The sequence below is a fragment of the Olleya sediminilitoris genome (genome assembly GCF_016785945.1).
Taxonomy (GTDB): Bacteria; Bacteroidota; Bacteroidia; order Flavobacteriales; family Flavobacteriaceae; genus Olleya; species Olleya sediminilitoris.
This window is the reverse complement of the sequence record NZ_JAEMEF010000001.1, coordinates 242,421-267,380: the sequence shown is the minus strand read 5'-3', so window position 1 is coordinate 267,380 and position 24,960 is coordinate 242,421. Positions and strand designations below refer to the sequence as shown.

The window sequence follows — 24,960 nt, the reverse complement described above, 5'->3', positions numbered from 1 at the left end:
AATTTGCTTTGGTAAATTTACAAACAATAGTTAGTAGTATTAATGAAGAAAGAAGAAAATATTAAATTAGGAATCTCGATTGGAGATTTAAACGGTATTGGAGCAGAAATTGTCTTAAGGATTTTTGAAGATAATAGAATGTTGGATTTTTGTACACCTATTATTTTTGCCTCTATTAAAACTATGAGTTTTGTTAAAAGCCATTTTAAATTAAATATTAATTTAAATGGTATACATAATGTAGCTCAGGCTATTCCTGGGCGTGTTAATGTTTTAAATTGCTGGAAAGAAAATGTGATTATTAAATTTGGTCAAGAGGATAAAAAAATAGGAGCTTATTCTATTAAATCTCTTGAAGAAGCTACAAAAGCGTTAAAAGAAAACACAATTGATGTATTGGTCACAGCACCAATAAACAAACATAATATTCAATCGGAATCTTTTAAATTTCCTGGACATACAGATTATTTAAATCAAGAATTAGAAGGTGATAGTTTAATGTTTATGGTCTCAGAAGGATTAAGGGTTGGACTATTAACAGATCATGTACCTGTTAAAGATGTTGCAACACATATTACACCAGAACTTATTGAAAAAAAGGTAGAAACAGTTTATAATTCTTTAAAACAAGATTTTAAAATTAATAAACCTAAAATAGCAGTACTAGGTATTAATCCACATACAGGAGATAATGGTGTTATTGGAGAAGAGGATGATACTGTTTTAAGGCCAACTTTACAAAAAATTAAAGCTTCAGGAAAGCTGGTTTTTGGTCCATATGCAGCAGATAGCTTTTTTGGATCTGATAATTATAAAAACTTTGACGCCATTATAGCTTCTTATCATGACCAAGGATTAATACCATTTAAAACATTATCTTTTGGTCAAGGTGTAAATTATACAGCAGGCTTAAATCGTGTGCGAACTAGTCCAGATCACGGTACAGCCTATGAAATAGCAGGAAAAGGTACTGCAGATGTAAATTCTTTTAAAGAAGCAATCTTTACAGGAATACATATATTTAATAATAGAAAAGAATATCAAGAGCTTAATAAAAACCCATTAAGATTCTCTAAAAGAAAGATATAAACAAAAAAATGTTTATAAGTCTTAGAAGTAAAGAAAATTTTATATATTTGCAGGCTCAAAACAGATGTGGTAATGAAGCAATTAAAAGAATTTACAATACCATTTGTAGGTTTAAAAGTAGGGAAACATCATTTTGACTATAAAATTGAACAAGCGTTCTTTGATCATTTTGAATATGAGGATTTTAACTCCAGTGATATTAAAGTAGATTTGCTTTTAGAAAAAAAAGCAACTTTACTAGAGTTAAATTTTCAAGTTTCAGGAACAGTTAATGTCAATTGTGATGTTACTAATGAGCCTTTTGACCTACCAATAGCAAATCAGTTTGATTTGGTAATAAAATTTGGGGAAGAATATAACGATGATCACATTGATATATTAATTATTCCTCATGGTGAATATGAAATAAATGTACAACAGTATATTTATGAATTAGTAGTGTTAGCACTACCTAGTAAGCGTATTCATCCAGGTGTTGAAGACGGAACGTTAGATTCTGAAATATTAGATAAATTAGAAGAACTTAGCCCAAAGCTAAAAGATAAAAAAGAAGACAAAGAGGAAACAGATCCTCGTTGGAATACATTAAAAAAACTATTAACGGATAAATAATTATATAAAATGGCACATCCTAAAAGAAAAATCTCGAAAACAAGAAGAGATAAGAGAAGAACACATTATAAAGCAACTGCGCCACAAATTGCAACTTGCCCAACAACTGGTGAAGCTCATTTATACCATAGAGCTCACTGGAGTGAAGGAAAACTTTACTACAGAGGTCAAGTTTTAATTGACAATTCAGTAGAAGAAAACGTAGCATAATTACTATGCACGCATACAATAAAACGCTCACTTGTGGGCGTTTTTTTTATGATTTGTTTTTCTTTACGTTAAAAAGCATTTACTTTGCACGAAATAGTCGGTAAATGACTAATTTTAATAAAATTAAGTTGAATAGGGTCATTTTTAGACCTTTTTTTGACTAAAATAGCTAAAATATGAGCAAGATCTCTGCTGCAATTACTGCTGTTGGTGCCTATGTGCCAGACTATGTTTTATCTAATAAGGTGTTAGAAACCCTTGTAGATACTAATGACGAATGGATTACCTCCAGAACAGGTATTAAGGAGCGTAGAATCCTTAAAGAAGAAGGCCAAGGAACCTCTTTCTTAGCCATAAACGCAGCTAAAGACCTGCTTAAAAAACAAAATCTAGATCCAAAAGAGATAGATTTAGTTATAGTAGCTACTGCTACTCCTGATATGCCTGTAGCTTCAACTGCAGTGTATACTGCCACTCAAATTGGAGCAACTAATGCTTTTGCTTATGACTTACAAGCAGCATGTTCTAGTTTTTTATACGGACTGTCTACAGCAACAAGTTATATAGAATCTGGACGATATAAAAAAGTGTTACTTATAGGTGCAGACAAAATGTCTTCTATTATAGACTACACCGATCGTGCAACCTGTATTATTTTTGGTGATGGAGCTGGAGCAGTCTTGCTAGAGCCAAATACTGAAGGTTTAGGATTTCAAGATGAATATCTAAGAAGTGACGGTACAGGACGAGAATTTTTAAAAATAGAAGCAGGAGGGTCAATATTACCTCCATCTCAAGAAACTCTAGACAACAAACAACATTTTGTACACCAAGATGGACGTACGGTATTTAAGTTTGCGGTTTCAAATATGGCAGACGTTTGCGAAAAAATAATGCAACGTAATAACTTATCTCATGATGATGTATCATGGTTAGTGCCACACCAAGCTAACATGCGCATCATTGACGCTACAGCTAACAGAATGAACTTACAAGACGATAAAGTCTTAAAAAATATACACAGATACGGTAATACAACATCTGCAACATTACCATTATTACTTAACGATTTTGAATCTAAACTTAAAAAAGGAGACAACCTAGTGTTTGCTGCTTTTGGAGGTGGATTTACTTGGGGCTCAATATATCTAAAATGGGCTTACAACTCTTAAACTAACTAAAAAACTTAATTAATAACTTATAATTATGGATTTAAAAGACATTCAAAACTTAATTAAATTTGTTGCAAAATCAGGAGCAAGTGAGGTTAAATTAGAAACTGACGATGTAAAAATAACTATCAGAACTGGTTCTGAGACAGAAACAACGTATGTCCAACAAGTGCCAATGCAAGCACAAATGCCAATGCAGCAAGCTATGCAACCTGCTCCAGTAGCAACACCTGCAGCGCCAGAAACAGCAGCTCCTAAAGCAGAAGAAAACTCTAAATATATTACAGTAAAATCACCAATAATAGGTACGTTTTATAGAAAACCATCCCCTGATAAACCATTATTTGTAGAAGTAGGGCAAACTATTGGTGAAGGTGATGTGCTTTGTATAATTGAAGCTATGAAATTATTTAACGAAATTGAGTCTGAAGTATCAGGTAAAATAGTTAAAATTTTAGTTGACGATTCTTCACCTGTAGAGTTTGATCAACCATTATTTTTAGTAGACCCATCTTAATTTTAGATTATTAGAATTAATACTGTTTAAACAGTTTTAATTATCAAATAATCCAATTGTCTAATTATCTAATTTAAAAAAGATGTTTAAAAAAGTATTAATAGCCAATAGAGGTGAAATAGCACTACGTGTTATTAGAACCTGTAAAGAAATGGGCATTAAAACAGTAGCAGTATATAGTACTGCTGATGCAGAAAGCCTACATGTTAAATTTGCTGATGAAGCAGTTTGTATAGGACCAGCAGCTAGTAGCGAGTCTTATTTGAAAATGTCAAACATTATTGCAGCAGCAGAAATTACAAATGCAGATGCCATACATCCAGGTTATGGATTTTTATCTGAAAACGCAAAATTTTCTAAAATTTGTGAAGAACACCAAATCAAATTTATTGGTGCCTCTGAAGAAATGATTGACAGAATGGGAGATAAAGCTAATGCAAAAGCAACAATGATTGCTGCAGGAGTACCTGTTGTCCCAGGAAGTGAAGGAGTTATAGAAAACTTTGAAGACTGTGTAAAAGTAGCTAAAGAAACCGGTTATCCAGTCATGCTAAAAGCTTCTGCTGGAGGTGGAGGTAAAGGGATGCGTGCTGTATGGAAAGAAGAAGATTTACAAAACGCTTGGGAGTCTGCTAGAACAGAGTCAAAAGCTGCTTTTGGAAATGATGATATGTACATGGAAAAACTTATTGAAGAGCCACGTCATATTGAAATACAAATTGTAGGAGATAGTACTGGTAAAGCTTGTCACTTATCAGAAAGAGATTGTTCTGTACAACGTCGTCACCAAAAATTAACAGAAGAAGTTCCTTCTCCTTTTATGACAACAGCATTGCGTAAAAAAATGGGTGAAGCAGCTGTCAAAGCAGCCGAATACATAAAATACGAAGGTGCAGGAACTGTTGAGTTTTTAGTGGATAAACACAGAAATTTCTATTTCATGGAAATGAATACACGTATTCAAGTTGAGCATCCAATTACTGAACAAGTAATTGATTTTGACCTAATCCGTGAGCAAATATTAGTAGCAGCTGGTGTTCCAATTTCGGGTAAAAATTATACTCCAAATTTACATTCAATCGAGTGTCGTATAAACGCTGAAGATCCTTTTAATGACTTCCGTCCTTCTCCGGGAAAAATCACTACATTACATGCTCCAGGTGGACATGGTGTACGTCTAGATACACATGTTTACGCAGGATATAGTATTCCGCCAAACTACGACTCGATGATTGCAAAGTTAATTACTACTGCACAAACACGTGAAGAAGCAATTAACAAAATGAAACGTGCTTTAGATGAGTTTGTTATTGAAGGTATAAAAACAACAATACCTTTTCATAGACAGTTAATGGATCATCCTGATTATATTGCTGGTAATTATACCACAAAATTCATGGAAGATTTTGTCATGCAAAAGCAAGAAGAAAATTAAATAAAATTAAAACTCCGAAATCTCTTTCGGAGTTTTTTTATTTATAAACTAAAACCTCTGTATATTTGATTTTTCAAAAAAAATCGCTTTTATGAAACCATATAACTTATTTAAAATCTGTGTTTTACTAGTAACACTAATAACAATAACCTCTTGTTTTGAAGTCATAGAGGAAATAGATCTTAAAAGTGACGGTTCTGGAACCATGACTTACACGCTTAACTTAAGTAAAAGCAAGTCCAAGATTGCTTCAATCATGTTGTTAGATTCAATAAATGGATATAAAGTACCTTCAAGACAAGATATTCAAAAAGGGTTAAACGATATTGTTGCCGAGCTTAATAAAGCTGACGGTATTACAAATGTTACTAAAACTGCCGATTATGAAAACTTTATTTTTTCGGTTAAATGTAATTTTAAAGATGTAGACAAGATAAATAAGATTGCGACTAATGTATCCAATAAACAAAAAAATAAAATGGTGATTTCATCTTATTTTTTTGATAAAAATAACAGTCAATTTAAAAGAAAATATACTTATTCTGATCAGATTAAAAAACAATACAGCAAATTAAATAGTAAAAATAAAAAAGTGTTTGATGATGCATCATATACAGCTATTTATAGATTTGATAAAACTGTATTGTCTCAAAACAACCCAAAAGCTAAAGTTTCTAAATCTAAAAAAGCAGTTATGCAACGTCTAAATGCTATGGAAATTATTGACGGAAGTGGAAACTTAAGTACTCAAATAAAATTATCAAAATAAAATAACCAACACTTAAACTTAATATTCGAAATTAAATGAAAAAATTATTTACAGCAGTAATGCTGTTTGCGGCATCAATTGTATTTGCACAAAATACTATAACAAAAGTCCCAAAAGATGCATCAATTGTAGCATCCATAAAAGGAGAGAACTTAACACAGTTAATGTCTGTTGAAGAGTTGAATAACTCTTTTGTCATGCAAGAGATGCTTAAAGAGCTTTCTAGAAAAGAAGCTGATTATAGTAGTATTGAGGATTTTGGAGTTAACATTAAAGCATCCTCTCATTATTTTTTTCAGGTAAATGATAGTATTATGTATAATGCTTTTATTATTCCTATTAGTAATGGTGATAAATTTGATGCCTTTGTCAAAAACACAAATAGTCGACATGAATTTGTTGATAATAACGGAGTCCGATCTTTTAAAGATAATAGCGAAGGCGGTATTATCTGGAATGATAATACATTGGTAATTGTAGAAGGATCGCTTGTTGATTCTTATTTTAATGATAAAACAGTAGCCAAACGTTATGGTCTTAAGCCTGATAATATTTATGGTTACACAGATGATGCTGTAACAGAAGCAATAGAGGTTGAAGAAGCAGAAACAGTTAAGGAAGCTTCTGAAGAGATCTATGAAGAAGAAGAAATCGAAGAAACAGTTATAGAGTCTACAGAAGATAATAATACTTATAATTATTATGATAGCTATAATACTAATTATGATATTAAAAGAACATTGTCTAAACAGTGGGATTTAAAAAAAGCAAAAGAAGTTTTATTACAAATCGAAGCTAATTCTATACTAAAAAATAAATCTTATTTAAGTAGTATTGATAATACAGCAGAAGCGACTTTATGGGTAAACGATTTTGGTAAAATATATTCTCAAATGCTAGGGTCTGCTTATTTTAGAGATTTAGCAGGATTTAATTTAGGAGCGATGTATGCAGACAATAATTTAACTGCAAAGTTATTTTTGGAGGATGACAAAATGATGCTTAATACAAAGTACACGATGTCAGATATGATGGCTAAAAGCTACAAAAAAATGAGCTCTAGAAAACTGAATAAAAAGTTTTTTGATTATGTTAATGAAGATAAAATGATTGCATACATGAGTTATGCTATGGATACTAAAGCAATGTTAGAAGAGTATCCAAAATTAATGAAATCTATTTATCAAAATATGCCATATTATGGTGAAGAGGCTGTATTGGCAATTGATTTGTTTTCATTGTTATTAGATGAAGAAGCAGTTGCAGAGGTACTTAAAGGAGATATGTTATTCTTATTATCTGGTATTTCTAAACAAGAAGTAACTTATACAACTTATGAATATAATGATGATTACGAATATGTTGAAGTTGAAAAGAAAAAAACAGAAACATTACCAGACTTTTTATTAATGGCTTCAAGTGATGATTCTGAAATAATCACTAAATTAATTAAATACTCAAAAAATAAAGAGTTTGTAACATTTAATGATGGCTTTTATACTTTTAAAGAAAAAAGCAGTCCAATATCATTACATTTTTTAATCAAGGATGATATCATATTTGTTGGTACCTCAGCTGTAGAGATGAAAAAAATAGTAACAGGTACTTTTAATGCTAAAGTGTCAAGTAAACATAAAAATATTATGTCGAAAAACAACTATTCAATGTATGTTAGTGCACAACAATTAGCAGATCAATTACCAATTGAAGAAATGGGAATTGATAGATCAGGTAAATTAGAGTGGTTTTTAAACACTTCTGAAGATGCATACATAACAGCTTCAAAAATTAAAGGAAATACTGTTGATACAAATATGGTAATAGGTGTGCCATCAAGCCAAGAAAATGCATTAAAATATATTTTTGATATTATTGAAAATATAGCAAAGTAAAACTCAATGAATTTTAAAAAAGTTATAAAAAGAGCAGCCATTATTATAATAGTGCTGCTCTTGGTTTTTAAAGGGTTTTTAATGTTTCGTGATTATAAGTCATATAAAGATGTGATACATGAAAACGCAGATCAGATTGTTAAAATAGATATTGATGGTATTGGTCAATCAATGCTTGTTAATGCTATAACTAATAGTGATTTTTACCTTCAAAATAAAACAGAAAAAGATACGATTGAAGAAGATGGTCAAGATCAAGGTAAAGGGTTTAATATTCCTTCTAATATGTTTTTATATACTATAAAAAACCAGCCTAAAACATCTGTATTTTCATCTTTAAAAATTTCAGATTCATCTGACTTTAAAAATTTTATTTCACAAAATTTTAAAATTGTAAACTTTAGGTCTCAAGCTAACTATGTCGTGTCAAGTAATACAAGTAATACCTTGCAAATTGCTTATAACAACAAACGTTGTGTATTAGCTTATAGTGATCAACCAATAGATGTTAATCAAGTTTTTCAAGAGCTTTTGGTAGAGGGTAAATCATTAGATAGTAATGGTGAATTGTGGTCTAAAATTAAAGATGCAGACTCGCATATCAGTTATTTGACAAAGGATAATAATTTAGATATAAACTTTAAATCAGGTCAAGCACAGTTAAATGGTAATTTGGTGTTGCCTCAATTTTTTGATGTTCCAAAAACGTTGTCTGGAACAACATTTTCAGAGGATGCTAGCATAACTTTTGATCTTAATTTATTATCCACTATCAATTATGTGTCATTTAAACATAATAATCAAGATGTGGATACAGATAGTCTAAACACGTATTATAATGGGCATTTAGCATTAGAAGTCGCTAAGGCAACCTATCAAACAGATTCTGTAGTGTCTTACGAGTATAATGATGATTTTGAAAAAGTCGAAACTGTATCAGCTGTACAAAAGCAAGTGCCAGAAATTAATGTTCAGTTGTCATCACAAGGACAAAAATTATATAATTATTTAGAGAAATTAACAATAATTAGACAAGGTAAATTAAGTAAAAGAGTGTTTCCTTTATATCAATTTAAAATTGATGCTACAGACAACGGATTGTACGCTAGTACAGACTTAAATAAAAATTACGCACCTAAAAACATCAAATCCTCTAATGTTTTAGATTTTAATATAGATTTTGAAAAACTGCAGCAACAAAATTATTTTCCGTTATTAAACACCTATTTTGATAAACTTGAAAACTTAACGATTACAGGAGTTAGTAATCCAGATGAAACCATTGCAATTGAGGGTCAAATAGATTTAAAAGATAAAAACATTAATGCTTTGGCTCAGTTTATTTTTAGTTTAAAACAATAAACTATTTACTACCTTGCTACAATGACATTAAGTTACTGGGAAATTAAATCATGGTTAACCAACGTAGATTATACTATTGTTGGTAGTGGTATTGTAGGTTTAAATTGCGCATTACAACTTAAAAAACGTTTTCCTAAAGCTAATATTTTAGTTCTTGAAAAAGGGACCTTGCCACAAGGTGCAAGTACCAAAAATGCTGGTTTTGCTTGTTATGGAAGCTTAAGCGAAATTATTGACGACCTTAAAAATCACACAGAGCAAGAGGTTATAGATTTGGTTAACAACCGAAAAAAAGGCTTACAAAAATTAAGAGATAATTTAGGAGACAAAACTATAAACTATCAAGAATTTGGAGGTTATGAGCTGTTTACAGAAGATACTAATTTATTTGAAACATGTGAAGCTAAACTAAACGAGGTTAATGCATTATTGAATCCAATTTTTAAAAAGTCTGTTTTTAGTTTAAAACCTAATGCCTTTGGCTTTAAAAACATCAAATCTCAGTACAGTTTTAATCAATTTGAGGGGCAAATAGACACAGGATTAATGATGGAGGCTTTGCTGCGTAAAGTACGCTTAAATGACATTAAAATCTTAAATAATGTTTTGGTAACTAATTTTTCAGAGGATACAAATGCTGTAAAAATAGAAACTAATCAATTTAGTTTTTCAACTTCAAAATTATTAATTGCAACAAATGGTTTTGCTTCGGGTTTAAATATACCAAAAGTTAAACCAGCTAGAGCTCAGGTTTTAATAACAAAACCAATTAAAAATCTTCATGTAAAAGGAACTTTTCATTTGGATGAAGGCTATTATTATTTCAGAAATATTGACAATCGTATCCTTTTTGGAGGTGGTCGGAATTTAGATTTTAAAGCTGAAGAAACGACGGATTTAAATCAAACAGATTTAATACAAAATAAACTTGAATCGCTTTTAAAGTCTACTATTTTACCTGCCACTAATTTTGAAATTGATTATCGCTGGAGTGGAATTATGGGAGTTGGATATCAAAAAAAGCCAATTGTAAAACAGCTTAGTAATCACGTCTATTGTGGTGTGCGTTTAGGCGGAATGGGAGTCGCTATTGGTAGCTTGATTGGTGAAGATTTAGCAAACCTTATTAATTAAACTAATGAATAGATTTTTTAGATTTTTGGCTAAAATAGCAGTTTGGTTTGTTATAATAACTTTTGGATTAGTATTAGTTTTTAAGTGGTTCCCTGTGCCAATAACACCTTTGATGGTTATAAGATATTTTGAAAAAGATAGTCCTAAAGTTTTAAAACACGATTGGCAACCTATTGAAAATATATCTAAAAACTTACAGTTAGCAGTTATTTGTAGCGAAGATCAAACGTTTGTAAAACATAATGGGTTTAATTTAAAGGCTATTGAAAAAGCTTACCAAGACAATAAAAAAGGAAAACGTATAAAAGGCGGAAGTACAATAAGTCAGCAAACAGCTAAAAATGTGTTTTTATGGCCAGAAAGAAGCTGGTTGCGTAAAGGTTTAGAAACTTATTTTACGTTTTTAATAGAGTTGACTTGGTCTAAACAACGTATCATGGAAGTCTATTTAAATAGCATTGAAATGGGAAATGGTATTTATGGTGCAGAAGCTGCTGCATATTATTGGTTTAAAAAACCAGCTTCTACATTATCAAAATTAGAAGCCTCTGCAATTGCTGCTATATTACCAAGTCCTAGAAAATATAAAGCTAATCCTGTGACCAAATACATAGCATCAAGAAAAACATGGATTACAACACAGATGAATTTTTATGGTGCTTTAAATTATAAAAATGAAGATGAAAATAAAACAAAGCATTAAAACCAGTTTACATAATCAATGTGTGCAGTTTACACAAAGCAGATTAGATACAATTAGTAACACAATTGAAGAGTTACAAGAATCGTTAACTTCTGAAACTAAAAGTAGTGCAGGAGATAAACACGAAACGGGTCGTGCAATGGTCCAATTAGAACGTGAAAAGGCTGGTAAGCAGTTAGCACAAATCCAAAAAGTAAATCAATTGCTAGTTAAAATAAGTACCGAAAAGCAATCTAAAATTATTGGTTTAGGTAGTGTTGTGTTTACAACTAAAGCTAATTATTATATTGCTATTAGTGCTGGAGAGTTACAAGTGGATAGTAATAAATTTTACGCTATTGCAGCTAATACACCAATTGCACAATTATTATTGGGTAAAACTATTGGAGATAATATTTTGTTTAGAGAGCAAGAGTTTACTATTACAGAGGTATATTAATACAAAAAGCAGACCAACCTAAATCAGTCCACTTTTCCCTTCTAAAATTTACTTTCTATTTCTTTGTTTTTTCTTGTCTCTTTTAATTCTCCAAGGTGCATTTTTCTGCCAATCTCCAGCCATAATACAACCGTAAGGCATAACTTGGTCAATAACTTTACCTAAACCGTATTCTTCCATTTGGTTTCTAACGGTTTGTGCGTTTTTGTATGCACTTGGTAGCTCGGTAATATCAATTTCTTTAGAGAAAAATCTAACATCTAAACCTTTAGTTTCTTCTTTAAAAATTTGCATAATTGTACCAGTTTTACTTTTTCTGTGCTGTGTTCTGCTAATATTTCTACCAGCTCCATGAGGTGCAAAACCTAGATTAGTTTTAGTAGTGTTTCCTTCCACAATTAAAACAGGTTCACTCATGTTTAAAGGGATTAACCTTGGACCAGTAATGTCAGGCATAAACTTAGCGTCTAAAGGTGTTGCACCTTTTGCGTGGTAAAACAAATCGCCATCTTTAAACACAAAGTTGTGTTCGTTCCAGTATCTGTTTTCAATTTTAATATCTAAAGTTTCAGCTACAGCATTATGCAATACTTCGTGGTTTGTTTTTGTCCATTGTCTTATAACTTGTAAAGCTTCCCAATACGTTTGACCTTCTTCTGTATTAAAAGGAATCCACGCGTTTTGTTTCATTGTATCTGGAGATAACTCTTTTCTAAAACGTTCTGCAATTTTCATTCCTTTGGTATATAATCTTGCTCCAGGACCTCTAGATCCATGATGCGTAATCATCATGGTGTTTCCTGTTTTTTTAGATTGACCAACAAACAAAAAGTGGTTACCATCACCTTGTGTTCCTAAATGTGCTCTTGCTATTTTAACCATGTCTTTATCGCCAATTAATCTATTAGACTCAAAAGCTTCTAATAACTCGTCAGGGAATCTAAACTGATTCTCTCTATCTCTTCCTCCTGGACCAAAATGTGTACTTGCATGTGCAGCATCCAAAATAGCTTTTGGATCTGCTTTACCAAAATCGGTTAACATGACAGAGCAACAAATATCTGCACTATGCATTCCTGGATGTATTGCGTTTTTTGCAACTGCAACTCCACCAACAGGAATGGTTCCGTCTGGACCTGTAGGACAAGCATCTGGCATAATAGCTCCATCAACTAATGTTGGTGTTTTCATTAAGGTTTGCATAGAGTTTACGACTTTAAAAACATTGTCTTTTTCTAAGTCATTTTCTGCTTTAATATTAATAGAAAAATCTACTGATTTTACATGTAACGCAATTGGGTCTGGAGATTTAAATTGCTCTAAATATGTTTCCATTTGCTTTTGGTCTAATTGGTTTTTATTTATATGTATAATGGCGTTTTTCATCCATTTTCCTTGTCTAAATCCTAATTGGATTAAATCGTTTCCTGTTATTTTATTCTTTGTTTCCATAATTGTTTTCTGTTATTTTTTCTAATAACTTTAATATTCTATTAGAAAAATCCATCTTGTCTTCGTAAATATTTAATAGCTTACTTGATACAAATTCGTTAAGTGAATAATTAAGATGTTTAAGTATTTTTATGAAATACTTTATAATATTTAGCGCACCATATTTATTTACAATTGTTATAAAATGAGAATTATTTAATTCAAGCGCATCTATTCCACAACATTCTATAATACAATGTACTTGTAAATCAAGCCAAAATTGTTTTTGGGTATTTATTAAATCGTCAATTACTAAATGTTTTTCCATGTTTTTGGGTGGTATAATATTTTAGCTGATTGTTGCGTAAGCGATTGATGCGGTATCCTTTTGCTTTTTTTGCAAAAGATTTAGCGGAAAGCGCGACCCAAACCCTTTTTGGTTTGGGTTACGCCATAACCTTACTTATTCACAGAAAAAATATCTTTTAATTGCTCAATTACATTACCGTTTCCAGCGACTGTAATTTCGCCAATTTTATCAGCAATTTTTTCTACATATTCCATTTCTTTTAACTTAAACAACATGGTGTTGTCTTCCATTAATTTTGCAGTATTTAATAAGCTTCTGGTTGAAGCTGTTTCTTCACGTCTTGTTACGACATTAGCTTGTGCTTTTTTCTGAGCTATTAATACTTGGTTCATAATATCTTTCATGTCACCTGGTAAAATTACATCTCTAATACCTGTGTGTAACACATTAACACCTAATTTGGTAGCTTGTGTTTTTACGTCTTCTAATACTGCTTTTGCAATATTGTCTTTTTGGTCTAACAACTCGTCTAAAGTATAAGTGCCAACAAAAGATCTTAATGCTAATTGTAAATTAGTGTACAATTGTTTTTCGTAATCTTTGTTACGCATTAACGCAGTTTCAATATCTGTAACTTTGTATTGTGCGTAAAAATTAATACGTACAGTTGCTTTGTCTTTGGTTAACAACTCTTGACCAGCAATTTCTAATTGTAATTGACGTAAATCTGCTTTAGCAATTTTAATGGTTTGATTGTTTCTCCAGAAATGGTATGTACCATGGTCTAAAATTTTATCAAACGTATCATCTACAATCATAACAGCTTTTTCGTGTGCTGCAACTTCAAAGCTTCTGATGTATTGTCGCAATGCATTATTGGTGTATAATGCTTTGTCAATTGTATTTGGAATGGTAATATTGTTAAAATCTACCGTAATAAATTTGTAGTCAATTACTCCTTTCCAATACGCATGACGACCAGCTGTTAATACATGTTTAAAATTATTATTGCTATATACCAATACTATTTGATTGTCTTCAATATCTATAACATGTAACTTGTTTGCCAAAGCATCATCTTTAAGTAAGATATCCAATGCTTTTGGTGCATTAAAAGCAGATGTTAAGCTATATGTTATTACGCTTTCGTTAAACATTAACCAATGTGCACCTTGTGTAATGACACGTTTGTAATCACCATTTTTAAATACCAAACCTACGTTGCCTGCATGAATTCTTACTCTCTTCATGATTTCTAATTTTTTATTCTGCGTTTTATTTTTACAGAATGATTAAACATTTATAATAGAATTTCAGTCTAGCTGAAATGACTATTCTTGGTAAAACAAAGCAAAAGATAACCATCTTTCTAACTACGGAAATACAAGCGATTAAAAGTGATTTAAGTAGCGTTTTGCAGATGATTTATCATTTTTAGTTGAAAAATTTTCAAACTATTTAATGAAAAGTTAATCTTTAAAAGGAAACCTAAATTGTCTTAAAATACAATTGTATTTCAAGGTGTTTTCTAGACTGCTTTAACAACAAGTGTTTAAGCTAGTCGTCCTTTACTTTGTTTTTTATCGTTTTATGTGAGACACACAATGGTGGTCTATTTTTTTAAGTGACCTTCTTTGTTGAATTATGGATTTTTAGTCCATCCTAATTGCTGTAACCTAAATACAGTGCGTTTACCGTTTCGCCACAAAACCATTTGGTTTTGGTAGGACTCGAACCTACAAAATTGTCTATTGCTTAACCAGACTTAGCTACTTCCTGTTACGGAAGACAGGATTCGAACCTGTGTACATAGAGGAGATTATTTATTTGGCCAAATAACCTTAAAGCCTTCAAGTCAAGTTGGATATAAATACCTGATGCGAAACCGCAAGGATTTATACAATAGTGCTATATCGAAACACGTAACAAGACTTACTTGATGTGGAAGTAGTAGGACTCGAACCTACATGCTAATAAAAGACCTGATTTACAGTCAGGCGAGCCAACCAATTGCTCAATACTTCCAGTTTTAATATTTTAAAGAACTTTTATTAAGCTCTGCTAGCTTCATTATCTAGCAGAGCGTTACTTTTAAAGTCAGATTCCAAAAGACTTCCTTTTAATTACACTGCAAATATTATACAGTATTGCGCAATGTTTTTGCGTACTTAAAATTACTTTTGTTTTTTCTTCTTATTACAGCACTTTTTTTTCTTTGTTTTGCTTTTTGAGGGCTTCTTATTAGATTTTATCTTGCTTTTATTTCTTGATATCTCTGTGTCTATATAGCTAATAAAATCGTTATTAAATCCAAATTGTTTTGCTGTTTTAAGTGCTTTAATAGCTTTTTTATGCTTTAACTTTATTTCATAAAGCTGACCTTGTTTGCACCAAATACTTCCTTTGTCAATACCTTTAACTGTTAAAGCAAAATCTATTAGTTTCTGGGCTTCATTAAAATCTTCATTATCCAAAAGGACTTGTATGTATCTTGGATAGACTTTCTGAAAGTCCATTTTACAAGCTAAAGCTTCAGCATAATATTGCTTAGCCATTGTGTAGTCACCAAATTGTTCTGCTTGCAAACGTGCCATTAAGTACAACGCATAAGCGTTATTACTTTGGTATGACAAGGCATAATTTAGATTCTCTACGGTTTCTTCTAGCTCATATGGATAAGCGTCTATGGCTTTAAGCACGTAATTATTTAACAAATTAGTGTCCATTATTTTTAGTTGTTTAATTCGTTTCGCAATTCTTTTTTTAAGGTATTGCGTTGTTTTTTAAATGTTTTTAAAATTGTATTTTTTTTAAAATCAGAGCCTTTAAAAATTTGTATTGGGTTTCCTCTTTCTATATTTAAGTGGTTTTCCCATTGGTTTTTAGTATTAGATTTTAATTGGTCTAACTGCATTTGATTTATTTTTTCATGTAAGCGTATTTTTGCAATTTTTTTGTTTTGATGCTGAGAGCGACTATCCATAACTAACACTTGTGTTTTAGTTGGTATATGAATGGCTCTTATTGCAGAGCTTACTTTGTTTACATGTTGTCCTCCAGGTCCAGAGCTTTTTGTGGCTTGATAAATAATGTCATTGTCATTAATTTTAAACTCTTGATCCTGATTTATTAAGTACATTGCTATAAACCAGTTTTTACGTTTGTGTTGTGGTCTAAAAGCTGACACGCCAACCCATTGTATTGTTCCAATCCATTGGCTTAAAAACCGATCTAGGGATTCTGCCTGTAATTGAATTGTGACGGATTGAAGCGTCAAGTTTTCAGTACCTTTTTCTCTTTGTATTATTTTATAATTAATGTTATTGTGTTTTAAGTCAGCTATAAAGTGTTTTAATACTTGCGCTACAACCCAACAACACTCAGCTGGTCCACGACCAGAGGTGATTTGTATTATTTTAGTTTTCATTGTAATATTATTTTCTGAGATGGATATAAGCATGCGTTATTGGCATGCTAAATACAATTCAGTTTGTGTTTTACTATTTTGGAAATGTGCTTAGCAGGTTTGCTAATACTGGAAAACAAAACATCCGAAACAGTTTTTAAGTTGCTTCGGATGTTTCATTTATAAAATTGAAAAGTTTATCTAACGATAATCACGAAGCGTCACAAAAGGAAGAATTCCTTTTGGATCGTTTTGATATGTTATAAATAAACTCATAGTTTCTAATTTTTTAATTCAACTTAGTTTTGGTTGAAATGCGTTGCAAATATCTACATTTATTTTCGAATTTTCCAAATTTATTTTTCTAAGTGGTTAAAATTTAGCCTCATAATACGAAGTATTATATTTTTTTGAAAAAAGCAACAATTTTTTGTTTAAAATTAGATGTTGAAGGTGTTTCTTGTTTACGCAATAACTTTGCGTAATAAATATTTTGTCATAAATTAGAGCAAATATTTTTTAAAATGGCAGTTAATAAAAATGCTTTAATTAGATATAAAACCATTGATAAATGTCTTCAAAATACATTTAAACAATGGACACTTAATGATTTAATTGAAGCTGTTTCTGATGCGTTATATGACTATGAAGGCAAAGATGTAGATGTTAGTAAACGTACAGTGCAATTGGATTTACAAATGATGCGTAGTGATAAATTAGGTTACAATGCACCAATTGTGGTTTATAACAGAAAATATTATAAGTATGAAGATGTTAATTACAGTATTACAAACAGTCCAATTTCTAACCATGATTTGGATAAGCTATCTGAAGCAGTTTCGTTTTTAAAACAATTTCAAGGGTTTTCTCATTTTAATGAATTGGGTAGTATGGTTCAAAAGTTAGAAGATCATGTTTATACACAAAAGACACATGAAAAATCATTAATTGATTTTGAAAAAAATGAAAATTTAAAAGGCTTAGAGTTTTTGGATACACTGTATCAATTTATCCAAAAAAAACAAACAATAAATATTACATATCAATCTTTTAAAGCTAGAAGTGAAAGCACGTTTATTTTTTATCCTTATTTGTTAAAAGAGTTTAGAAATAGATGGTTTGTTATTGGTAGACGAAATAAAAATGAAGGTATTATGAATTTGGCTTTAGACCGAATTTTGTCTGTCGATAAAAGCGATGTTAAATTTGTTTTAGACACTAATTTTAACTCTGAAACATATTATAATAATGCTATTGGAGTGTCGGTTAGTCCAAATTTAAAACCTGAAACTGTATTGCTTTATGTTACCCATAAGCAAGCGCCTTATGTGTTGACAAAACCTTTACATCACTCGCAAAAAGAAATTAGTCGTGATAATTATGGTGTCACAATATCATTAATGGTTCAGTTAAATTTTGAGTTAGAAAAAGATATTTTAGGTTTAGGTGAAGGTATCAAAGTTTTGGCTCCAGAACGTTTAAAACGAAATATAAAAGAACGGTTATATGATGCTGTTGATGCTTATGAAACTGAAATTAGCGACAAAAATTTACGGACTATTGCAAGACGTTTAGAATATAAAGGTTTTGGAATTTTAAATCATGTATATACAAAAAGAGACATTAGAAAATTAAAGGCAAAATTTGATGCTTATTTTAAGTTTAATGACGAAGCCTCTTTTGGAATGCGTGAGGTGCTTAAAAAGATACCAGAAATAAAAGCTATTTTATTTAATAAAAATTTTAAAAAAGTAATTAAGTCCATTGATAAACAGGCATTTTTAACAAAAGCAATCTATTTTGATAAATCCACTAATGACAATTGGTATGTAAACTGGCATCAAGATGTTCCGATAAATGTTTTAGAAAAAAAAGAGGTAGATGGTTTTAAGTCTTGGACTAATAAACAAGGTGTTGTTAGTGTGTGTCCTCCTGAAAAAATATCTAAAAATACGTTTGCAATGCGTATACATTTAGATGATGTTACGGTTAAAAATGGTGCTTTAAAAGTGATTCCTGGATCACATAATAAACGATTGACTGATGAAGAAATCAAATTGATTTCTAATAATTCAATTCCTTTGTTAAGTGAAGTTAATTCAGGAGGTGTTCAATTAATGAAACCTTTTTTATTACACGCTTCATCAAGAACAACCTCTCAGAAATCAAGACGGGTTTTACATTTAGAATTTTCTTCAATCGAATTACCTGAGGGGTTAGAATATGCTGAGCGTGAAGATTTTTAATTATTCATTTATTTCAAGGTTTCCCTTATTGAGATTTAACTGTGTTTTTACACGTCTGTTGTTGAGGTGATTGACCTTATTTACAAACCTCAAGATTAATTATTTTGTTTAATGCTTGTTTGTGTTTTGATTCAAAAAACACAATATCGTCGTTCAAGTAGGCTTCAACCAAGTAATAACTGCCTTTAAAATAGTTTTCAATAACTGTTGCTTTTAAATTTGATTGCTCAACAATTTTCAATTGGTGTGCATAAACAATAGTATTGTCTATTATATTAAATTCTCCAAAAAAGGAAGCAATTAAAGGTGTTTCGGGATTTAAAAATAATTGTTCAGGACTGTTGTTAACAGCTATTTTGTGATTGTTTAAAACAATCATTCTATCTGCATAACCCAAAACGTCCTCTTTGTCATGTGTTGCAACAAGGCAAGTAATATTTTTATCTTTAAGATATTTAAACACATTTCTGCGTAAAGATTGTTTCTGGAAATTATCAATATGACTAAAGGGCTCGTCTAATAAAATAATTTCTGGTTGTTTAGCTAAAGCGCGTGCTAAAGCAACACGTTGTTTTTGTCCTCCACTCAGGGTTTTTACTTTGGTTTTTGCTAATTCTGTTAGCTCTACAACTTCCAATAATTCTGTAGTACGAGCTTTTTTTTCTTCAGGAAAAAAGTTAGAAAGATGTTTGCCTATATTTTCTTCTACAGTAATAAAAGGCATTAAGTCAAATTCTTGTGAGACATATTTCATAAATTCGTAACCAACAACTAAGTTATATTTTGGTCCCAAAATTTGATGATCATTCCAGAATATTTCACCTTGTTCTAAATCAAATTCGCCATAAATAAGATTTAATAAAGTGCTTTTTCCTGAGCCACTTTCGCCAATAATAGCGACGTTTTCACCTTGTTTTACAGTAAAATCAATACCTATTAAAACAGGAGTTTTTTTAAATGAAAATGAAAGATTTTTTACTTGAAGCATATAACAAAAATAACATAAAAAAACCGCTCATTAACTTGAGCGGTTTTTAATTTTTAAAAAGAGTATACTATTTTATAATAGTATTTCTGTTATAGATTTTATAAGTACCATCATCCTGTTTGGTACAAGCTTTGTATTCACCTTTGTGCAATTTAAAGACAATTTCTTCACCCTCATTTGTAACGATGGTATTGTTTCCATCTCCAAAATGACGAATTTTTTTTGTTTCGTTTTCATAGACGTAAATTTTTGGTTTTACTTTTGAGTCTAAAGACGCTATTCCAGATTTTACGTTAGGTACAAAATTTTCAATTTCAATTTTATGATAATCAATTGCCTCTCTACTTTTGTAGGTGTATTTACCTGCAGGAAGTGTTATAAGGTATGTGCTTGTAGGTGTAAGCTTAATGGTTGTAAGCTTATCAGGATTGCCTATTGCTTTAAAGCTTTCAAAACGATTAAAAATGGTTTTGTAACTAGAAGTCCAAGTGTCAAAAAAGCCTGTGTTTTCCTTAACAAGTTCAAAATTAGTTAGAGCAGCATCTAAATCTTTTTTAAGTAAATTAGCCGACGTTAAGTTGGCATAAATTACTCGGTTTTTAATTTTGTCTTTTACTTTTTTTCCAAAATCTACTTCTAATTGCTCTGTCCAATAAGTAATGGCTTTATCTATATTTTCAATATTATTACTGTTTGAAATGATTGAGTCTATTAACGGTTTTGAAGTTTCATTAAAACTTTCTGCTATACCACCTTTTGTTTTTTTGAATAATCCAAAAGGAACTTTTAAATCTGCAGTACCTGAAAATAAATGTTCGTATTCCTTTAAAAGTTTTTCTACATGTTCTGTTACAATAAGGGCTTTAGTTATGTTTCTAGAGTCTCGGTTTGTTATGCTGTATCTATTGTCTCCTGCATTAACATTTTTTTCAACAGATTCTTCTATGGTTAACAATAATTTGTTATCCTTATTTAGTACCATAATGTGGTAAGTACCTTGTAAAACGTATAAAGCAGGACTGGTTTTTAATTGATTTCCTGAAAAACCAACAACAATTTGTAAGTCAGCACTATCTTTTACACGTTCTAATCCACTAAGATTTATACCATCAGTATTTGATGCTAACGTTGGGTTTTGTGCTGTGGGTGTGTAGTTCCAGTAGGTACCATCATCTTGTATAGTATAACTGTAAGTTTTAATGTTTTTAAGAAATTCTGGCTGTTCAAAAGTAGCTTTAATTTCTTTTGTTTTTACATCTGCTTTTTGTGCTTTGATGTTTAAACATGTAATTGCGAAACAGACCAGTAGGATGGTTTTTTTCATCAGTATTATTATTTGGGTTAGTTAAGGTTTAACAAATATAAAAAAAGGTGACAAATAGAAAATATTAGTCACCTTTTTTTATTAATGTATTGGTTATTAGTCTTTAAATTCTTCAATTTCTGTTGGAAGAACATCAAATCCCATGTTATATAAAGTAAAACCATAAATATCTGCATACTGCTCTATGGTTTTACTAACAGGTGTTCCTGCACCATGACCAGCATCAGTTTCAATTCTAATTAACGTTGGGTTTGTTCCTGTTTGTTTAGCTTGTAATTCTGCTGCAAACTTAAAACTATGCGCAGGTACTACTCTGTCATCATGGTCACTAGTGGTGACCATAGTTGCAGGATATTGCACACCCTTTTTTACATTGTGTACAGGAGAGTAACCTTTTAAGTAGTCAAACATTTCTTTATTATCCTCTGCTGTACCATAGTCATAAGCCCAACCTGCTCCAGCGGTAAATGTATGATAGCGTAGCATATCTAAAACACCTACAGCAGGTATTGCTACCTTCATTAAATCTGGACGTTGTGTCATGGTTGCACCAACCAATAAACCACCATTTGATCCTCCTCTAATAGCTAAAAAGTCTGAAGAAGTATATTTGTTATCAATAAGAAATTCTGCAGCAGCAATAAAATCGTCAAAAACGTTTTGTTTTTTTAATTGAGTTCCTGCATCATGCCAAGCCTTTCCATATTCTCCGCCACCACGAAGATTTGGCACTGCGTATATACCACCTTGTTCCATCCAAACAGCATTAGCAATACTGAAACTTGGTGTTAGACTAACGTTAAACCCACCATATCCATAAAGAATTGTTGGATTTTTTCCGTCAAGTTCTAAACCTTTTTTATGTGTAATAATCATTGGTACTTTTGTTCCATCTTTTGAAGCATAAAATACTTGTTTGCTTTCGTAATTTTCTGGATTAAAATCTATGTCTGGTTTACGGTATAATTCTGATGAGCCTTCTTTAATATTATATTTATAAATGCTTCCAGGAGTAACGTAATTGGTAAATGAGTAGTATAAACTAGTGTCTTCTTTTTTAGCACTAAAACCTCCAGCGCTACCAATACCAGGTAAATTAACTTCTCTTATTAATTTTCCTGTCATATCATACTGCATTACTTTTGATACTGCATCAATCATATATTCTGTAAAAAAGTATCCACCAGCAGTAGACGGACTTAAAACATTTTTAGTTTCTGGTATAAAATCTACCCAATGTTCTGGAGTTGGGTTTGCAGCGTCAACAGTTACTATTTTCTGGTTTGGAGCCTCTAAATTTGTTACTATAAATAGCTTACTATCTTCGTTTTCGATAATGTAAGTGTCACTATCTGTATGATTAAGAATTGTTTTAAAGCTACTATTGGGTTGTGTTAAATCTTTAATTAATAATTTGTTTCCAGAGGTTGAAACTCTAGGAGAAATAATTAAATATTTGTCATCTTCAGTAACACTTCCATAAATGTATCTATGTTTTTCATCTTCTGTACCACCATAAATTAATTGATCTTCTTTTTGAGGAGTCCCTAGTTTATGGTAATATACTTTGTGTTGATCTGTTTTTGCAGATAATTCACTCCCTTTTGGTTTGTCATAGCTTGAGTAGTAAAAACCTTCGTTTTTGTACCAAGACATTCCGCTAAATTTAATATCTACTAAAGTGTCTTCAATAATTTGTTTTGACTCAACATCCATTACTAAAATTTTACGCCAATCACTTCCTCCTTCAGAGATTGAATACGCTAAAATCTTTCCGTTTTTAGAAAAACTTGTACCTCCTAAAGAAATAGTTCCGTCTTCTTTAAATGTGTTTGGATCTAAAAATACTGTTGCGTTACTTGGGTCTTCGCCTGTTTTGTATCTATAAATTACATATTGGTTTTGTAGTCCGTTATTTTTGTAAAAATAAGTGTAGTCTCCTTCTTTAAAAGGAGCTCCTATTTTTTCGTAATTCCATAGCTTTTCAAGGCGTTGTTTTAATTCTTTTCTGTACGGAATGTTTTTTAGGTAGTCTTGTGTTGCTTTGTTTTCTGCTTTTACCCAAGCTTCAGTTTCTGGACTTCTGTCGTCCTCTAGCCATCTGTAAGGATCTTTTACGTCTGTACCAAAATAATTAGTAACAGTATCTACTTTGTTTGTAGTAGGGTAGTTTACAACTATATCTCTTTTGGTTTGTTTTTGTGGTTTTTGTTCTTCTTTACAGGACATAATTATGGACAATGTTAATAAGCCAAGTGCTATTTTTTTCATTTTTAAAATACGTTTTGGTTGTGATCATAAATTTAAACAAAAAAGCGTTTGTTAACTAAAACAAACGCTTTTTAATAAATTACAGAAAATATGTGTAGTGTTTACACTAATTTATTTTTAACTAAATATTCGGCTATTTGTACTGTATTTGTAGCAGCACCTTTACGTAAATTGTCACTAACAATCCACATGTTAATTGAGTTTTCTTGAGATAAATCACGTCTAATACGACCTACAAAAACCTCGTCTTTACCATTGGCATAAAGTGGCATTGGATAGGTGTTTACGTCTACATTGTCTTGTACTACAACACCATCTGTTTGACTTAGTAATTCTCTTACTTCTGTCAAATCATAATCGTTTTCAAAAGCAATATTTACAGACTCACTATGACCTCCAGCTGTAGGTATTCTAACAGCTGTTGCTGTAACAGCAATAGTATTATCGTTTAATATTTTTCTGGTTTCATTGACCAGTTTTAATTCCTCTTTGGTATAACCATTGTCTTCAAAAACATCACAATGTGGAATTGCATTTTTAAAGATTGGGTAGTGGTAAGCCATTTCACCATCAACACCAGCTAATTCGTTTTCTAATTGCTGAACAGCTTTAACACCTGTACCAGAAATAGATTGATATGTAGAAACTACAATACGTTTAATTTTATATTTTTCATGAAGAGGAGCTAAGCACATTACCATTTGAATGGTAGAGCAGTTTGGGTTAGCAATAATCTTGTCGTCTTTTGTTAACTGATTAGCATTAATTTCTGGAACAACTAATTTTTTGTTTTCGTCCATTCTCCAAGCCGAAGAATTATCAATTACAGTGGTTCCAACTTCTGCAAATTTTGGAGCCCATTCTAAAGATGTACTTCCACCTGCAGAAAATAAAGCAATATCAGGTTTGGCATTTACTGCATCTTTTAAGCTTACTATGGTGTAATCTTTACCGTTAAACGCAATGGATTTTCCTACTGAGCGTTCTGACGCTACAGGAATAAATTCTGTTATAGGAAACTGTCTTTCTTCTAATACTTTACGCATTACTTCGCCAACCATTCCGGTTGCTCCAACTACTGCTACTCTCATTTTAAATACTAATTAAATTAAAGGTTAAAATTAGCGTATTTAGAGTATTTAAAAATATAAAAAGTCTTAATTTTTTCGTAAAAAAAAGACATAAAAAAACCGATTTTTAATCAAAAATCGGTTTTTAGTGATAATAATAAAATTTAGATTACTTTTTTAAAGCATCTCTAATTTCCATTAATAATTGGTTGTCAGTTGGTCCTGCAGGTGCAGCTGGTTCAACTGGCTTTTTAGTTTTATTGTAAGCTTTAACAATTAAAAACATTATAAATCCTACAATTAATAAGTTAATAATTGTGTTAATCCAAGTACCATACATGATTGCATTTTCTGGTTTTGTAACTACACCAGCAGCATCTACTACAGCTTCATCAAGTACAAGTTTTTTTGCTGCAAAATCAATACCTCCTGCAAAGTGACCTACAAATGGCATTGCAATGTTATTTACAAATCCATTAATTACTTGTCCTAAGGCTCCAGCCATAATTACAGCAACCGCAAATTCAATTACGTTTCCTGTCATGATAAAATTCTTAAATTCTTTAAGCATAATTTTAAA

General features: G+C 31.0%; 23 protein-coding genes and 1 tRNA gene. 13 read left to right on the top strand and 11 right to left on the bottom strand.

Annotated features, from left to right (window positions below):
• Positions 1-42: 42 nt before the first annotated feature.
• From pdxA to JAO71_RS01110, 12 genes are all read left to right on the top strand, one after another.
• A complete protein-coding gene (pdxA, locus tag JAO71_RS01165) occupies positions 43-1,089 on the top strand; it encodes a 4-hydroxythreonine-4-phosphate dehydrogenase PdxA (protein ID WP_116823711.1) in 1,047 nt (348 codons plus the stop codon).
• A 72-nt stretch (positions 1,090-1,161) separates the two neighbouring features.
• The gene (locus JAO71_RS01160) at positions 1,162-1,701 is read left to right on the top strand and encodes a YceD family protein (protein ID WP_202998484.1); all 540 of its coding nucleotides are present in this window, start codon (positions 1,162-1,164) and stop codon (positions 1,699-1,701) included.
• A gap of 9 nt (positions 1,702-1,710) precedes the next feature.
• Positions 1,711-1,911 (top strand): 50S ribosomal protein L32, encoded by a 201-nt coding sequence (gene rpmF, locus JAO71_RS01155; protein ID WP_027879374.1) that lies wholly within the window; start codon positions 1,711-1,713, stop codon positions 1,909-1,911.
• A gap of 176 nt (positions 1,912-2,087) precedes the next feature.
• Positions 2,088-3,083: a beta-ketoacyl-ACP synthase III gene (locus tag JAO71_RS01150; protein ID WP_028288940.1), complete on the top strand. Its 996-nt coding sequence runs from the start codon at positions 2,088-2,090 to the stop codon at positions 3,081-3,083.
• A 34-nt stretch (positions 3,084-3,117) separates the two neighbouring features.
• Positions 3,118-3,600 carry an acetyl-CoA carboxylase biotin carboxyl carrier protein gene (gene accB / locus JAO71_RS01145; RefSeq protein ID WP_028288941.1) on the top strand — a complete coding sequence of 161 codons (483 nt, stop codon included), beginning with the start codon at positions 3,118-3,120 and terminating at the stop codon, positions 3,598-3,600.
• An 82-nt stretch (positions 3,601-3,682) separates the two neighbouring features.
• Complete coding sequence (gene accC, locus JAO71_RS01140; RefSeq protein WP_028288942.1) at positions 3,683-5,035, top strand: acetyl-CoA carboxylase biotin carboxylase subunit; 1,353 nt, start codon at positions 3,683-3,685, stop codon at positions 5,033-5,035.
• A 91-nt stretch (positions 5,036-5,126) separates the two neighbouring features.
• A complete protein-coding gene (locus JAO71_RS01135; protein WP_054852384.1) occupies positions 5,127-5,804 on the top strand; it encodes a hypothetical protein in 678 nt (225 codons plus the stop codon).
• Positions 5,805-5,839: 35 nt separating this feature from the next.
• Entirely contained in the window at positions 5,840-7,696 is a 1,857-nt protein-coding gene (locus JAO71_RS01130) for a hypothetical protein (protein WP_202998483.1), read from the top strand.
• Between the two features lie 6 nt (positions 7,697-7,702).
• On the top strand, positions 7,703-9,058 hold the full coding sequence (locus tag JAO71_RS01125; RefSeq protein ID WP_202998482.1) for a hypothetical protein: 1,356 nt from the start codon (positions 7,703-7,705) through the stop codon (positions 9,056-9,058).
• A gap of 21 nt (positions 9,059-9,079) precedes the next feature.
• Complete coding sequence (locus tag JAO71_RS01120) at positions 9,080-10,192, top strand: NAD(P)/FAD-dependent oxidoreductase (RefSeq protein ID WP_202998481.1); 1,113 nt, start codon at positions 9,080-9,082, stop codon at positions 10,190-10,192.
• A gap of 4 nt (positions 10,193-10,196) precedes the next feature.
• The gene (gene mtgA / locus JAO71_RS01115; RefSeq protein WP_116823705.1) at positions 10,197-10,895 is read left to right on the top strand and encodes a monofunctional biosynthetic peptidoglycan transglycosylase; all 699 of its coding nucleotides are present in this window, start codon (positions 10,197-10,199) and stop codon (positions 10,893-10,895) included.
• Positions 10,873-11,334 (top strand): 3-oxoacyl-ACP synthase, encoded by a 462-nt coding sequence (locus tag JAO71_RS01110; protein ID WP_116823704.1) that lies wholly within the window; start codon positions 10,873-10,875, stop codon positions 11,332-11,334. Before mtgA ends, JAO71_RS01110 begins: the two co-directional genes overlap by 23 nt.
• 48 nt (positions 11,335-11,382) lie before the next feature.
• Here JAO71_RS01110 and JAO71_RS01105 read toward each other — a convergent pair whose 3' ends face one another.
• The 6 genes from JAO71_RS01105 to prfH form a co-directional block, all read right to left on the bottom strand.
• Positions 11,383-12,786 (bottom strand): RtcB family protein, encoded by a 1,404-nt coding sequence (locus JAO71_RS01105; protein ID WP_202998480.1) that lies wholly within the window; start codon positions 12,784-12,786, stop codon positions 11,383-11,385.
• Positions 12,770-13,093, bottom strand: a complete 324-nt coding sequence (locus JAO71_RS01100; protein WP_054852391.1) for a DUF6331 family protein — start codon at positions 13,091-13,093, stop codon at positions 12,770-12,772. The genes JAO71_RS01105 and JAO71_RS01100 overlap by 17 nt, the downstream gene beginning before the upstream one ends.
• A gap of 131 nt (positions 13,094-13,224) precedes the next feature.
• Positions 13,225-14,325, bottom strand: coding sequence for a slipin family protein (locus JAO71_RS01095; RefSeq protein ID WP_202998479.1), 1,101 nt, complete (start codon positions 14,323-14,325; stop codon positions 13,225-13,227).
• Between the two features lie 692 nt (positions 14,326-15,017).
• Positions 15,018-15,100, bottom strand: a tRNA-Tyr gene (locus tag JAO71_RS01090).
• 149 nt (positions 15,101-15,249) lie between these two features.
• Positions 15,250-15,801, bottom strand: coding sequence for a hypothetical protein (locus JAO71_RS01085; protein ID WP_116823701.1), 552 nt, complete (start codon positions 15,799-15,801; stop codon positions 15,250-15,252).
• A 5-nt stretch (positions 15,802-15,806) separates the two neighbouring features.
• Positions 15,807-16,502 carry a peptide chain release factor H gene (prfH, locus tag JAO71_RS01080; RefSeq protein ID WP_116824526.1) on the bottom strand — a complete coding sequence of 232 codons (696 nt, stop codon included), beginning with the start codon at positions 16,500-16,502 and terminating at the stop codon, positions 15,807-15,809.
• 503 nt (positions 16,503-17,005) lie between these two features.
• On the opposite strand from prfH, the gene JAO71_RS15930 reads away from it, so the two are divergent.
• Positions 17,006-18,727, top strand: coding sequence for a WYL domain-containing protein (locus JAO71_RS15930; protein ID WP_202998478.1), 1,722 nt, complete (start codon positions 17,006-17,008; stop codon positions 18,725-18,727).
• 76 nt (positions 18,728-18,803) lie between these two features.
• On the opposite strand, the gene JAO71_RS01070 is transcribed toward JAO71_RS15930, so the two are convergent.
• From JAO71_RS01070 to mscL, 5 genes are all read right to left on the bottom strand, one after another.
• Positions 18,804-19,715 carry an ABC transporter ATP-binding protein gene (locus JAO71_RS01070; RefSeq protein ID WP_202998477.1) on the bottom strand — a complete coding sequence of 304 codons (912 nt, stop codon included), beginning with the start codon at positions 19,713-19,715 and terminating at the stop codon, positions 18,804-18,806.
• A gap of 67 nt (positions 19,716-19,782) precedes the next feature.
• Entirely contained in the window at positions 19,783-21,039 is a 1,257-nt protein-coding gene (locus tag JAO71_RS01065) for a hypothetical protein (protein ID WP_116823698.1), read from the bottom strand.
• A gap of 96 nt (positions 21,040-21,135) precedes the next feature.
• The gene (locus JAO71_RS01060; protein ID WP_202998476.1) at positions 21,136-23,310 is read right to left on the bottom strand and encodes a prolyl oligopeptidase family serine peptidase; all 2,175 of its coding nucleotides are present in this window, start codon (positions 23,308-23,310) and stop codon (positions 21,136-21,138) included.
• 101 nt (positions 23,311-23,411) lie between these two features.
• Positions 23,412-24,401, bottom strand: coding sequence for an aspartate-semialdehyde dehydrogenase (locus JAO71_RS01055; protein ID WP_054852398.1), 990 nt, complete (start codon positions 24,399-24,401; stop codon positions 23,412-23,414).
• A gap of 148 nt (positions 24,402-24,549) precedes the next feature.
• Entirely contained in the window at positions 24,550-24,951 is a 402-nt protein-coding gene (gene mscL / locus JAO71_RS01050; RefSeq protein WP_054852399.1) for a large conductance mechanosensitive channel protein MscL, read from the bottom strand.
• Positions 24,952-24,960: the final 9 nt, after the last annotated feature.